The organism is Pedobacter steynii, from assembly GCF_900103665.1.
GTDB lineage: Bacteria > Bacteroidota > Bacteroidia > Sphingobacteriales > Sphingobacteriaceae > Pedobacter > Pedobacter steynii.
The window spans coordinates 421,332-435,155 of sequence record NZ_FNGY01000005.1 but is presented as its reverse complement, the minus strand read 5'-3'; the positions used below and the strand labels follow the sequence as shown (position 1 = coordinate 435,155).

The following is a 13,824-nucleotide window of genomic DNA, read 5'->3' as shown; positions in this document are numbered from 1 at the left end:
AATTATCACAAACATGAATACTATAATTAAACAGGTAAGATTAATTCCGCTACTGCTGCTGGGGTTGCTATTATCGAATGTAGTAAGTGCACAGCAAACACTGAGCCTTAAAGATGCATTAAACTACGCCGTTCAGAACGCTGTATCGGTACGAAAAGCAAACCTTGACGTAGACGGAGGTAAGTTTAAAACTCAGGAGATCAGAGCTCAGGCCCTGCCACAACTTACCGGAAGTGCAAGCCTTACAGACAACGTTATTGTACAAAGTATCGTACTGCCAGGAGAATTTCTAAACAGACCGGGAGAAGTGATCGTCGCTAAAGCAGGTACAAAATACAATGCAGGAGCAGGCTTTCAATTTAGCCAGCAATTGTTTAATCAAACTGTTTTTACCGGCCTGAAAGCCGCAAAAACCAGCGAGAGTTTTTATAAGCTGAATGCCCAGCTTACGGAAGAACAAATTATCGAGCAGGTGGCTAACAATTACTATTCAGTATTGGTGAACAGACAACAACTAAATGTGATCGACACCAATATCAAAAATGTGAAAGTTGTGGAAAAGATTCTTGCAGATCAATACAAAAACGGATTGGCAAAAAAGATTGATGTAGACCGGATCAAAGTCAACCTGACAAACCTGCAAACCCAAAAAGCCCAGCTGATCAATGGCATCACTCAGTTGGAAAATATGTTGAAATTTTCGATGGGCATGCCTGTAGAAACGGCTATCATTTTACCTCAGACAGAGTTAGCAGAGATTAAGGTATTGCCTCAATTCGCTGAATCTGTTGACATGAGCAACAGGACTGAGCTGAAAATTGCCAATGTTCAAAAAGAGTTGTACACGCTCGACAGAAAAGCGAAAGTCTCGGAATACTATCCTACGCTTGCACTGAACAGCAATTACAACTACAATGGGGTCAGCAATAAATTTGACCTGTTTAAAGGCAAAGGTACCGCGAACTGGTATGACATGGCCTCCGTAGGCATTACTTTACGCGTTCCGATATTTGATGGTTTTGCTACACGTTCCAGAGTACGTCAGGCAGATGTGAACCTGAAAAAAGCAGATGAAGACATCAGACAAATGAAAAATGCTTTAAACGTAGATCTTGAAAATGCCAAAATCAAATTAAAAGACAACATGAGCACCATAACTGCCCAACGTCAGAATGTGATTCTTGCTCAGGAGATTTACCAAAGCACGCAAAACAATTACAACAACGGACTTGCACCATTAACTGATCTTTTGGATACGGAGAATGCACTTACCCAAGCCCAAAACAGTTACAACCAGGCATTATTAAACTATAAAATTGCCGAAATCCAATTAATCAAATCAAACGGAAATATAAAATCACTACTACAATGAAAAGAGGAATTATTACAGCCTTAGTAATCATACTTGCCATCGCAGGCATCGTCCTGGTATTAACCAATAACAAAAAGAAAAATGCGGCAAAAACGGCAATTGTAGCTCAAGGTAGCGGTGCAATCAGTGTCCGTACATCAGTGATAGAGAAACAAGCCATCAACCTTGATTTTAGTGCAAACGGAACATTTGCGCCCAATCAGGAACTGAATTTCCTTTCTGAAAATGCAGGACGTGTAACAAAAATCTATGTAGAGGAAGGTGATAGAGTAACTAAAGGTCAGTCTTTAGCCCGTGTTGATGCAGAAATTCTAAATACCGATAAAGAAACAGCAGAAGCAAACCTGCAAAATGCGGTCAGAGATGAAGCCAGATACAGCAGCTCCTTCAAAACAGGCGGTGTAACCCAGCAACAACTGGATCAGGCCAGACTTATGGTTCAAAATGCGAAACTAAGATTGCAAAGCACGCAGAGAAAAGTAAGTGATGCAAACATCAAATCGCCAATCAACGGTATTGTCAACAAGAAATATATTGAAGTAGGTGCTTTCGTAAATGCCCAGGGTACACAAATGTTTGAATTGGTAGACGTTTCTAAATTAAAGCTGAAAGTAAGCGTGAACGAATCGCAGGTAGCTAACCTTAAAGTTGGCGATCAGGTACAAATTAAATCAAACGTATTTCCTACAGATGATTATGTAGGTAAAATCACTTTCATTGCTGCCAAAGCTGATGCTTCCTTAAACTTCCCTATTGAGATCATGGTAGAGAACAATAAGAAAAACACCATTAAAGCAGGAATGTACGGTACTGCGATCTTCAAGTTCCCAGGTCAGGCGCCTACTTTAACCATTCCACGTGGTTCGTTCGTAGGTAGTGTGAGCAGCAACCAGATCTTTGTTTTAGGAGAGGGAAATAAAGCGGTATTGCGTAAAGTAGTTGCCGGAAGAATCCTTGGAGAAAATGTAGAAATCCTTGATGGTCTGAAAGAAGGCGAAACAGTGATCATCAGTGGCCAGATCAACCTGATTGATGGTACTCCGGTTGCTCCTGTAAAATAGAATAGGCCTTTACAATGAAAAATATAAATACATTCTGATGAAAATAACAGAAATTTCTATAAAGCGCCCAACACTCGTTATTGTGGTTTTTACCGTACTAACGCTGATGGGGCTATTGAGTTACTTCAGCTTGAGTTATGAGTTGTTACCGAAGTTCTCGAACAACGTAGTATCCATTTCCACGATATATCCGGGAGCTTCACCAAATGAGGTGGAAAACACCGTCACCAAGAAGATTGAGGATGCGGTCTCCTCCATGGAAAACATTAAGAAACTGAATGCAGTATCTTATGAGAGTTTATCCGTGGTGACCATTACCTTAAATGATAAAGCCAATGTGGATTTATCATTGAATGAGGCACAACGTAAAGTAAACGCAATCCTTGCAGATTTACCTACAGACGTAAAACCACCATCCCTGAATAAATTCTCACTGGATGATTTACCGGTAATTACCATGTCAGCATCCGCAAAAATGGATGATGCAGCCTTTTACGACTTAATTGACAAACGTATTGCTCCAATCCTTTCCAGGGTGACAGGGGTAGCTCAGGTTAACCTTGTAGGTGGACAGGAACGTGAAATTGTGGTCGGACTGGATGCAGATAGAATACAAGGTTACGGACTGTCTGTACCACAAATTCAACAAGCGATCTTAACCTCCAATCTGGATTTCCCTACGGGAAGTGTAAAAACTGAAAATCAGGACGTACTGATCCGTTTATCAGGTAAATATAAATCCATAGACGAGTTAAGAAATCTCGTAGTATCGACGAGCAAAGCCGGGGCACAAATCAGGTTAAGTGATGTTGCGGATGTTCAGGATGCACAGAAAGAAGTAGAGAAAATTGCGCGTATCGACAGAAAAGGTGCGATTGCAATTCAGATCATTAAACAATCTGATGCGAATGCGGTTGAAGTAAGTAAGGGAATGCATAAAATTGTGGAAACCCTTCAAAAAGACTACAAGGCCAATGATCTAAAAATGCTGATCGTAAACGACAGTTCCATCTTCACGCTGGAATCTGCAGATGCGGTAATCCACGATTTAATCCTTGCGATTATCCTGGTAGCTTTTGTGATGTTGTTCTTCCTCCACAGTTTACGTAACGCGGCCATTGTAATGGTTTCCATTCCTGCATCCCTGATTGCTACGTTTATCGGGATCGGGTTATTTGGCTATACTTTAAACCTGATGTCATTACTTGGACTTTCCCTCGTGGTAGGTATCCTTGTCGATGATGCAATTGTGGTATTAGAGAATATATACAGGCACATGGAGATGGGTAAAAACAGAGTTCGTGCGGCTTATGATGCCACCAGCGAAATCGGGTTTACCGTAGTTTCCATTACCCTGGTAATTGTGGTGGTATTCTTTCCAATTGCGGTAAGTTCGGGATTGGTATCTAATATCTTACGCCAGTTCTGTGTGGTAGTAATTATCGCTACCCTGCTGTCCTTAATTACCTCATTTACCATTGTACCTTTATTGTCTTCACGTTTCGGTAAACTGGAAAAAATTGAAGGTAAAAATGCTTTCGGACGTTTCATCTTATGGTTCGAAAAGCAGCTGCATTCCTTTACTGTTTGGGTAACCGGAATTTTAGAATGGACTTTACGCCATAAAGCCATCACCCTGATCGGGGTATTCCTTTTATTACTCAGTTCATGTGGACTAACCATTGGTGGTTTCATCGGAACAGAGTTTTTCCCTAAGAGTGATAAAGGTGAGTTCCTGGTACAGATAGAGCTTCCTAAAGATGCTTCTATTGAGAAAACAAATCAGGTTACCCAACAGGCAGAAGCTTTCTTACAAACTAAAAAAGAGATCACACAGTTGATCACCACTGTAGGACAATCAAGTGGTGACTTTGGTGGTACTCAAGCTACAGCGTATAAATCAGAGATCAATGTTAAATTGGTAGAACGTAAAGACCGTGCAGATGAATCCAGTATCTATGCGACCAAAGTAAGTCGCGAGCTGGCAAAAGTGCTGGTTGGAGCAAAGGTAAAAACAGTACCTATCAGTATTTTAGGTATCGCTGAAAATGCGCCTATTGATATGGTCGTGATGGGTTCAGACCTGGACAGTGCCATGAGATATGCAGAAGGAGCAATGAAAGTCCTGAGTAAGATCCAGGGTTCAGCCGAGATCAAGCTTTCTGTAGAGAAAGGTAGTCCGGAGATTAATGTTCAGGTAGACCGTGATAAGATGGCTGCCCTGGGCTTAACACTGCAAACTGTAGGTACCACCATGCAGACCGCTTTTAGTGGAAATACAGATGGTAAATACCGTAAAGGAGAGTATGAATACGACATTAACATCCGTTACCAGACCTTCAACCGTAAAGACATTGATGATGTAAGAAACCTTATTTTCATCAATGCTACCGGACAACAGGTAAAACTATCTCAGTTTGCAGACATTAAAGAAGGCGCCGGACCGAGTCAGCTGGAACGTAGAGATAAGAGTACTTCAGTTTCTGTAAAAGCACAGTCTATCGGCAGGCCGACAGGTACGATCGTAGCAGAGCTGCAGAAAAAACTGGAAGACATGGAAAAAAGTGGTGAGCTAAAGAAACCGGTTGGCGTAAGTTACGTATGGGCCGGCGACCAGGAGAACCAAAGTGAAGGTTTTGGTACGTTAGGAATCGCCCTGATGGCCTCTATCATCCTGGTATACCTGATTATGGTAGCCCTTTACGATAGTTTTGTTTACCCTTTTGTGGTGATGTTCTCGATTCCTTTATCGGTAATCGGAGCCCTGCTTGCACTGGCATTAACCAACAACTCACTCGGTATCTTTACCATTTTAGGTTTGATCATGCTCATCGGTTTGGTTGCGAAGAATGCAATCATCCTGGTCGATTTTACAAACCAGATGAAAGCAGAAGGAAAGTCAACGCACGAAGCCCTTGTACTGGCCAACCATGCCCGTTTACGTCCGATCCTGATGACAACGATTGCCATGGTAATCGGTATGCTTCCAATTGCCCTGGCAAGTGGTGCAGGTGCGGAATGGAAAAACGGTCTGGCCTGGGTAATCGTAGGTGGACTAACCAGTTCATTATTCCTGACCTTAATCGTGGTTCCGGTAATGTACCAGGTGTTCGACAGCATCTTAGACCGCTTTGGCTTCAATAAAAAAGGCAAAAGTATGGAAGAGCTGATCGCCGAACCTTACGACCATAAAGATGTAAAAGAATACGACCTGGAAGGCGGACATTAATCCTCCATCCACTATAACAAAAAAGAGGAACCCCGATAAAGGGTTCCTCTTTTTTGTTTGTAATAAATTAGTGGTCAGAGTTTTGCTATATACCTGCCATGATGAAACACGCCTTATTACTCGCACTTGCCTGTGGCTGGCTGGATTCAAACGCCCAGCATCCTCCCGTATTTGAAGGAATGACCATGGACTCTACCATTCTTGAATTAAATGACCTGCCTGTTGAGCTGGTAAAATACAAATATGGCGCCCAGAAGATCAGCTTCCTGGCCATTCACGATGATGAAGATACCGGTGTAAAGGCCGCATTTGAATACATCCGCTTAAACGGAGGAAACATCATTGACTGCCAGTACGGCGGACAAAGAAATTATGCATTCAGTTATAACGGACAGGACTACCAGACCGATCCGAACAGCATCTATTCCAGACCAGGCATTACCCTTGGACTGGAGAAGTATGGTAAAACGGATGAAGTGGTAAACGATCAGCTGGAACAGATTGCCAAAGAAATCCTAAACTTCTATCAGCCTGCAAAACTGGGTTATATTTTCACGCTTCATAACAACGCTGATGAAGGTTTCGGCATCTCCTCTTATCTCCCTGGCGCAGAATTGGAAAACGTGGCAGATTCGGTACATGTCAACCCGGCCATGGATCCTGATGATATGATCCTGGTGACCGAAAAAGTGCTATTCAGCGAGCTAAAAAAAGAAAATATGAATGTAGTACTACAGCATCAGGAAGCAGAAGACGATGGTTCTCTTTCTATTTATGCAATGAAGAACCGCATCCCTTACCTGAACGTTGAAGTCCAGCACGGACACCTGGAAGATAATTTTATGCTGATAGAAGCCGGCGTCAGGGCATTGAGAGAAAGTTACCCGGCGCTAATGAAAAAGGCCACAGATTAATCTGCAGCCTTTTCCCATGATCAATAACAAATGATTACATGTGTATTGCTCTATTTTCAGTCGCCGCCATTGCCGCTTCTTTAAGTGCTTCCGTATAGGTTGGGTGTGCATGGCAAATTCTCGCGATATCCTCTGCCGAAGCACGGAATTCCATCGCCACAACCGCCTCAGCAATCATATCTGCTGCCCGTGGGCCAATCATGTGAACACCCAGGATCTCATCAGTTTTAGCATCAGCCAATACCTTTACAAAACCATCGGTATCCATACTTGCTTTCGCACGTCCACTTGCTTTGAAAGGAAAGGATCCTGCTTTATAAGCCGTACCTTTTTCTTTCAGTTGCTCCTCTGTATAACCTACAGAAGCCACCTCAGGCCAGGTATATACTACACCGGGAATCAGGTTATAATTGATATGTGGTTTTTGTCCGGCTAAAGTTTCCGCAACATAAATACCTTCATCTTCCGCTTTATGCGCAAGCATGGCACCTTTAATTACATCACCGATTGCGTATACACCAGGAACAACAGTTTCCAAATGCTCATTTACCGGAATCTTGTTGCCACGTTCTTCCGTTGTGATGCCGATGTTTTCTAAACCTAAACCAGCAGTATAAGCCGTACGTCCTACAGCAACGATGCAATAATCAGCTTCCAGTTTTACCTGTTCCCCTTTTGCATTGTCTGCAGTTACGGTTACTCTTTTACCTTTGGCAGTAGCGCCGGTTACTTTATGCCCCATGTAAAACTCCATGCCTAAAGATTTTTTCAACACGCGTTGAAGTTCTTTTCCTAAGCCGGCATCCATGGTTCCAATGATTGATGGCATGAATTCAACCACCGATACTTTAGTACCCAGACGTGCGTAAACTGATCCCAATTCCAGACCAATTACACCACCACCAATTACCACCATTTCTTTAGGAACTTCTTTAATATTTAAAGCTTCCGTAGAAGTAATGATTCTCTTTTTATCGATCGGTAAAAATGGCAAAGCAGTCGGTTTAGAACCTGAAGCAATGATCACATTTTTTGCAGTTATCGTTTCAGTCGTTCCATCTTCTTTAGTGATTTTGATCGTGTTCTTGTCTACAAAAGATCCGATTCCCTGGAAAGAATCAATTTTATTCTTTTTGAAAAGATATTGGATTCCAACCGTATTCTGTGTCACCACATCATCCTTACGTGCAATCATCTGTGGCATATCCACTTTCAGATCTTTAAGGTTAATTCCGTGAGTCTGGAAAGTATGTGCCGCATTGTGAAAATGCTCTGAAGAGTCTAACAATGCTTTTGAAGGGATACAACCTACATTTAAGCAGGTTCCACCAAAAGTTTTATATTTTTCTATCACTGCCGTTTTTAGGCCAAGTTGGGCACATCTGATTGCTCCAACATAACCGCCCGGGCCCGAGCCAATAACAACTACATCGTATTGCATATAAAGGATTTTTTTTGTTGCACAAAGTTAATAAACCTAACACTAATAATCGCCCATATTCCAATTCTTTCCTCATCTTTAATGTTACAATCCTTAAAATGAGCAGACGTTTTCTGTATATTTAAGCTTCAATAAAAACCAATACCCAACATGACCCGCTTTAAATTTTCCTGGTTAATGATGATCCTGTTTTTTGCAGGTACATCCGGCTATGCCCAGCAATCAGATTCCGCGTATGTACGCGAGAATTACACAAAAATCGAACGCAGCATCCCTATGCGCGATGGTATTAAATTGTTTACCTCAATCTATGTCCCCAAAAGTAAAGGAAAAAAATATCCTTTTATGATCAACCGGACACCCTATACCGTCTCCCCTTATGGAGAAGACAAATACAAAACGACCTTAGGCCCATCTCCTTTATTTCTTAGAGAAGGATTTATTTTTGTTTATCAGGATGTACGCGGAAAATGGATGAGTGAAGGAGAATTTATTGACGTAAGACCTCATATCGATCAAAAGAAAGGAAAAAAAGAGATTGATGAGAGCTCAGACACCTATGATACCATAGACTGGCTCATCAAAAACATCCCGGACAACAATGGTAAAGCAGGGATTTATGGAATTTCTTATCCGGGATTTTATTCCACAGCTGCCCTCCCGGGCGCACATGAAGGCTTAAAAGCAGTATCCCCTCAGGCACCCGTTACCGATTGGTTTATGGGGGATGACTTCCACCATAACGGCGCTTTTATGTTGGCAGATGCTTTCAGCTTCTATTCTTCATTTGGTGTTCCGAGACCAAAACCAATCACCCCGGACAAAGGACCCAAACCGTTCAATTATCCCATCACTGACAACTACCGTTTTTACCTGAGTGTGGGTGCATTAAAAAATGTAAAACAAAAATACTTTGGCGACAGCATTAAGTTCTGGGACGACATGATGGCACACGGCACCTATGATGCCTTCTGGAAAGGAATGAACATCAGACCACATTTAACAGGTGTAAAACCTGCGGTACTTGTGGTGGGTGGATTCTTTGATGCAGAAGATGCCTATGGCGCTTTACAGACTTATCAGGCCATAGAAAAACAAAACCCGACAACAAAAAACAACCTCGTAATGGGTCCATGGTTTCATGGAGGATGGTCAAGAGGAACAGGAGAAAGCTTTGGAGACATCAGCTTCGGACAGCCAACAAGTACCTGGTACCAGAAGAACCTGGAATTTCCATTCTTTATGCAATACCTGAAAGATGCAACTGATGCTAAACTGGCAGAAGCAAATATCTTTATTACAGGAAGCAATGAATGGAAAGGCTTTGCCACCTGGCCACCAAAAAATACAGAAAACAAAACCCTTTATTTTCAACCTGAAGGCAAGCTCAGCTTCCAAAAGCCTACTGCTTCCAACAGCTATAACCAATACGAAACTGATCCGGCCAACCCGGTTCCTTATCAGGACGGCGTACAGGCCAGAAGAACCAGGGAATACATGATCGATGATCAGCGCTTTGCAGCACGCAGACCTGATGTACAGGTTTTCCAGACTGAAGTTCTGGAAGAAGATTTCACCTTAACAGGACCGGTTAATGCCAACCTCGTTGTTTCTACCTCAGGAACAGATGCCGACTATGTGGTAAAACTGATTGATGTTTACCCGGAAGATGCGCGTCCAATGGAGCCTAATCCAAAAAACATCATTATGGGCGGATACCAGATGCTGGTTCGTGGAGAAGTGATGCGTGGGAAGTTTAGAAACAGTTTTGAGAAACCGGAACCCTTTGTTCCAGGGAAAGTAACAAAGGTCAGCTACAGCATTCCTGATGTGGCACATACGTTCAAAAAAGGACATCGGATCATGATCCAGGTACAAAATTCCTGGTTCCCGCTGGTAGACCGGAATCCTCAGAAATTCACCGACATCTACCATGCATCAGACAGCGATTTCCAAAAAGCAGTTCAGCGCATTTACCATGATGAGCAGAATGCTTCATCTGTATCTGTCACGGTATTAAAACCCTAATCTGAGTCCATGAAGAAGATTTTATATTTAACACTGGCATTGCTCAGCTACACACAGCTCAGCAATGCACAGCTGCTGACAGGAAAGAAAAAATTTAACCGTGCAGACAGCCTGCGGGGAACATTAAGCGCATTGCGATCTTGCTATGACATCAATTATTACCATTTGGATGTCAAAGTCGATATCGATCAAAAATTTATTAGTGGAAGTAATGAATTCCAGTTCAGGGCAACTCAGGATTTCAGCAAATTACAATTCGACCTTTTCGAAAACCTCAGGGTAGAAAAGGTGGTTTATAAAAACAAAAACGTTCCTTTCAAAAGGGAGTTCAACGCCGTATTTGTCGATTTTCAACAAACCATTACCAAAGGAAGTAAAGAAAGTTTTACCGTATTTTACTCCGGAAATCCGATCATCGCCAAAACCCCGCCATGGGATGGAGGCTTTATTTTCAGCAAGGATAAATCCGGGAACCCATGGGTGTCTGTGGCCTGTCAGGGTCTGGGTGCCAGCAGCTGGTGGCCGAACAAAGACCACCAAAGCGATGAGGTCGACAGTATCCTGATCAGCATCAGTGTCCCGAAAGGACTTCAGGAGGTTTCCAATGGCCGTTTAAGAAGCACAGAAGCGCTTTCTGACGGATACACCAGGTACAATTGGTTTGTAGGCAATCCGATCAACAATTATAATGTGAGCTTTTACATTGGTAAATATGCGCACTGGACAGATCAGTATGCCGGAGAGAAAGGCAACCTTTCCATAGATTACTGGTCTTTAAAAGAAGACAGCACCAAGGCCCGTCCACATTGGGACGCAGATGTTAAGCCGATGCTCAAATCATTTGAACACTGGTTCGGTCCCTACCCTTTTTATGAAGATGGATATAAACTCGTACAGGCCCCTCATCTGGGCATGGAGCATCAAAGTGCCGTCGCCTATGGAAACCTCTTTAAAATGGGTTATCTGGGGAGAGATCTTTCCGGCACCGGATGGGGAATGAAGTTTGATTTCATTACCATTCACGAAAGCGGTCATGAATGGTTTGGAAACAACATTACCACAAAAGACATTGCCGACATGTGGGTGCATGAAGCATTTACCAATTATTCTGAAGCTTTATTTACAGAATCTACGCAGGGAAAAGAAGCGGGCTCAGCATATGTCATCGGCATCAGAAAGAACATTGCCAACGATGTTCCGGTTATCGGTATTTATGATGTCAACCACGAAGGTTCCGGAGACATGTATTATAAAGGGGCCAACATGATCCATATGATCAGACAACTGATCAATGACGATGAGAAATTCAGGGCCATCCTAAGGGGATTGAATAAAACTTTCTACCACCAAACAGTAACCACCCGGCAGGTAGAGCAGTACATCATGAAACAAAGTGGTCTAAAACTGGAAAAGGTTTTTGATCAGTATTTGAGAACAACGATGGTCCCTGTCCTGGAATACAAAATTGAAAACGGCAAACTGTCCTACAGGTGGACCTCCTGTGTAAAAGGCTTTGATATGCCTTTAAAAGTAACACTGAAAGACGAGCGCTTTTCCAGCATCTACCCGACTACCGCATGGAAAACCACCGCATTAAGTAACCAGATCAATAAGGACAACTTCAAAGCAGATCCAAATTTTTATATTAAAATAAAAAATTTATAGTAAATCTTGCAACAAACGTGATGTAGGCTGCGTCTTATAGAAAACCTTAACCACATGAAAAAAATCAGCTTAATATTAACATTTGCACTTTTCGGGTTTGCTGCCATCAGCAAAGCAGAAAAACCAATCAGGATCAGCGTTTCAAGCCTTCATGATGAAGAAAGAAAAGTAAGTAACTTTACCGGCATCGGCATTTCCGGACCACTGAAAGTTTATGTCAAAATCGGAAATACCGAAAGTCTCCGACTAGAAGGAGATCAGGAAGGCATAGACGAACTGATCACAGAAGTAAAGAATGGCAGCTTGAACATCAGACCGAAAAAGCAAAACTCCAATAACTGGTTCGGCAGATCAAATTCCAAAATTACCGCCTACATTACGGTAAAGAAGTTAACTTCTTTGGCAATGGCTGGCTCTGGAAGCATTGAAGTAGAAAACACCGTTAATGCAGATGAATTTAATGCTGCAATCAGCGGTTCCGGAAGCATCAAGGCAACGATCAATGCAAAAAGTCTGGAAGCTGCCATCAGCGGATCAGGAAAACTGTCTTTTTCGGGCAAAGCAAAAAAATCAGATGTAGCCATTAGCGGATCAGGAAGCTTCTCTGGAAGCAGCCTGTCTTCAGATGAAGTAAATGCCCACATCAGTGGTTCCGGAAACATCTACATCAACGCAGAAAAAACGATCAATGCGGCAATCGGAGGATCTGGAAATATCAACTATACCGGAAATCCAACAGTGACCAAAGCTATTGGCGGATCAGGAAAAGTCAGAAAAGCAGACTAAAAGAAGTATCTACGTTAAAAATCAGGTATAAAAAAAATCCCCGGACTCATCGTCCGGGGATTTTTTTTATGCTTAGTCTTGACTATACACCTAAAAGCAATCTTGCAGGATCTTCCAGCAATTGTTTTACCCTTACCAGGAAGCCAACTGATTCTCTTCCGTCAATGATGCGGTGATCATAAGACAATGCTAAATACATCATCGGACGGATCACTACTTCACCTTTTTCAGCGATAGGGCGCTCAATGATATTGTGCATTCCCAAGATCGCAGATTGAGGCGCATTGATGATTGGAGTAGACATCATTGAACCAAATACACCGCCATTGGTGATGGTAAATGTTCCACCTGTCATTTCTTCGATCGTCAATTTGCTATCGCGGGCTTTGGTAGCCAGTTCAATCACTGATTTTTCAATCTGTGCAAGCGTTAGGCTTTCTGCATTTCTGATAATTGGAACAACCAATCCTTTAGGTGCAGAAACCGCAATGGAGATGTCTACAAAATCATTGTAAACCAATTCTTCGCCATCAATCCTTGCATTTACTGCAGGGAAATCTTTCATTGCCTCACAAACAGCCTTGGTAAAGAAACTCATGAAGCCTAAACCAACACCATATTTTTCTTTAAACTGATCTTTATATTTTCCACGAAGATCCATGATCGGCTTCATGTTTACTTCGTTAAAAGTAGTTAACATTGCCGTTTCATTTTTCACTGCTACCAAACGTTTTGCAACTGTTTTGCGTAGTGGCGACATTTTTTGTCTGCGCTCATTTCTTGCACCCGCAACCGGGGCAACAACTGCTGCAGCTGCAGGGGCAGCAGCCTTAGGCTGTGCTTTTTCCGCATTTAATGCATCTTCTTTAGTGATTCTTCCATCAACACCTGATCCTTTTACCGATCCGGCATCAACACCTTTTTCTGCAAGAATTTTTCCTGCCGAAGGTGATGGAGTACCTGTTGCATAGCTGTCTCCAGATTTCTCTGCTACAGGAGCAGACTTTTTGTCTTCAGCAACAGCAGCCTTTTCTGCCGCAGGTGCTGCAGGTGCTTCTTTAGATTTAGGAGCAGCACCGCCGTCTTCAATTTTACAAACTACTGCACCTATAGCCAATGTATCGCCTTCACTAGCCACTGTCCTTAAAGTTCCGGCCTGTTCTGCAGTTAATTCAAAAGTTGCTTTATCAGATTCCAATTCCGCAATTACCTCATCCATTTCTACTGCATCCCCATCATTTTTCACCCAACGTGATAAAACAACTTCGGTGATTGACTCGCCTACCGGCGGAACTTTTATTTCTATACTCATAACTGATGTATTATAT

Annotated in this window: 9 protein-coding genes; 7 read left to right on the top strand and 2 right to left on the bottom strand. The window is 42.4% G+C overall.

Annotated features, from left to right (window positions below; all coding sequences use genetic code 11):
- Positions 1-13 precede the first annotated feature (13 nt).
- From BLQ87_RS16170 to BLQ87_RS16155, 4 genes are all read left to right on the top strand, one after another.
- The gene (locus BLQ87_RS16170; RefSeq protein WP_074608650.1) at positions 14-1,372 is read left to right on the top strand and encodes a TolC family protein; all 1,359 of its coding nucleotides are present in this window, start codon (positions 14-16) and stop codon (positions 1,370-1,372) included.
- Positions 1,369-2,433, top strand: coding sequence for an efflux RND transporter periplasmic adaptor subunit (locus tag BLQ87_RS16165; RefSeq protein WP_074608648.1), 1,065 nt, complete (start codon positions 1,369-1,371; stop codon positions 2,431-2,433). Before BLQ87_RS16170 ends, BLQ87_RS16165 begins: the two co-directional genes overlap by 4 nt.
- 37 nt (positions 2,434-2,470) lie before the next feature.
- Positions 2,471-5,662 (top strand): efflux RND transporter permease subunit, encoded by a 3,192-nt coding sequence (locus tag BLQ87_RS16160; RefSeq protein ID WP_074608645.1) that lies wholly within the window; start codon positions 2,471-2,473, stop codon positions 5,660-5,662.
- Positions 5,663-5,760: 98 nt separating this feature from the next.
- Positions 5,761-6,576 carry a hypothetical protein gene (locus BLQ87_RS16155; RefSeq protein WP_074608644.1) on the top strand — a complete coding sequence of 272 codons (816 nt, stop codon included), beginning with the start codon at positions 5,761-5,763 and terminating at the stop codon, positions 6,574-6,576.
- 34 nt (positions 6,577-6,610) lie between these two features.
- Here BLQ87_RS16155 and lpdA read toward each other — a convergent pair whose 3' ends face one another.
- Positions 6,611-8,017 (bottom strand): dihydrolipoyl dehydrogenase, encoded by a 1,407-nt coding sequence (gene lpdA / locus BLQ87_RS16150; RefSeq protein ID WP_074608643.1) that lies wholly within the window; start codon positions 8,015-8,017, stop codon positions 6,611-6,613.
- 150 nt (positions 8,018-8,167) lie between these two features.
- Here lpdA and BLQ87_RS16145 point away from each other — a divergent pair, with 150 nt between their 5' ends.
- Genes BLQ87_RS16145 through BLQ87_RS16135 form a run of 3 tightly spaced genes read left to right on the top strand, consistent with a single transcriptional unit; the run spans position 8,168 to position 12,496 of the window.
- The gene (locus tag BLQ87_RS16145; RefSeq protein ID WP_083361903.1) at positions 8,168-10,045 is read left to right on the top strand and encodes a CocE/NonD family hydrolase; all 1,878 of its coding nucleotides are present in this window, start codon (positions 8,168-8,170) and stop codon (positions 10,043-10,045) included.
- Between the two features lie 9 nt (positions 10,046-10,054).
- A complete protein-coding gene (locus tag BLQ87_RS16140; RefSeq protein ID WP_172664891.1) occupies positions 10,055-11,710 on the top strand; it encodes a M1 family metallopeptidase in 1,656 nt (551 codons plus the stop codon).
- A 54-nt stretch (positions 11,711-11,764) separates the two neighbouring features.
- Positions 11,765-12,496 carry a head GIN domain-containing protein gene (locus BLQ87_RS16135; RefSeq protein WP_074608642.1) on the top strand — a complete coding sequence of 244 codons (732 nt, stop codon included), beginning with the start codon at positions 11,765-11,767 and terminating at the stop codon, positions 12,494-12,496.
- 82 nt (positions 12,497-12,578) lie between these two features.
- Here the strand turns inward: BLQ87_RS16135 and odhB are convergent, their stop codons facing one another.
- Positions 12,579-13,808 carry a 2-oxoglutarate dehydrogenase complex dihydrolipoyllysine-residue succinyltransferase gene (gene odhB / locus BLQ87_RS16130; RefSeq protein ID WP_074608641.1) on the bottom strand — a complete coding sequence of 410 codons (1,230 nt, stop codon included), beginning with the start codon at positions 13,806-13,808 and terminating at the stop codon, positions 12,579-12,581.
- Positions 13,809-13,824: the final 16 nt, after the last annotated feature.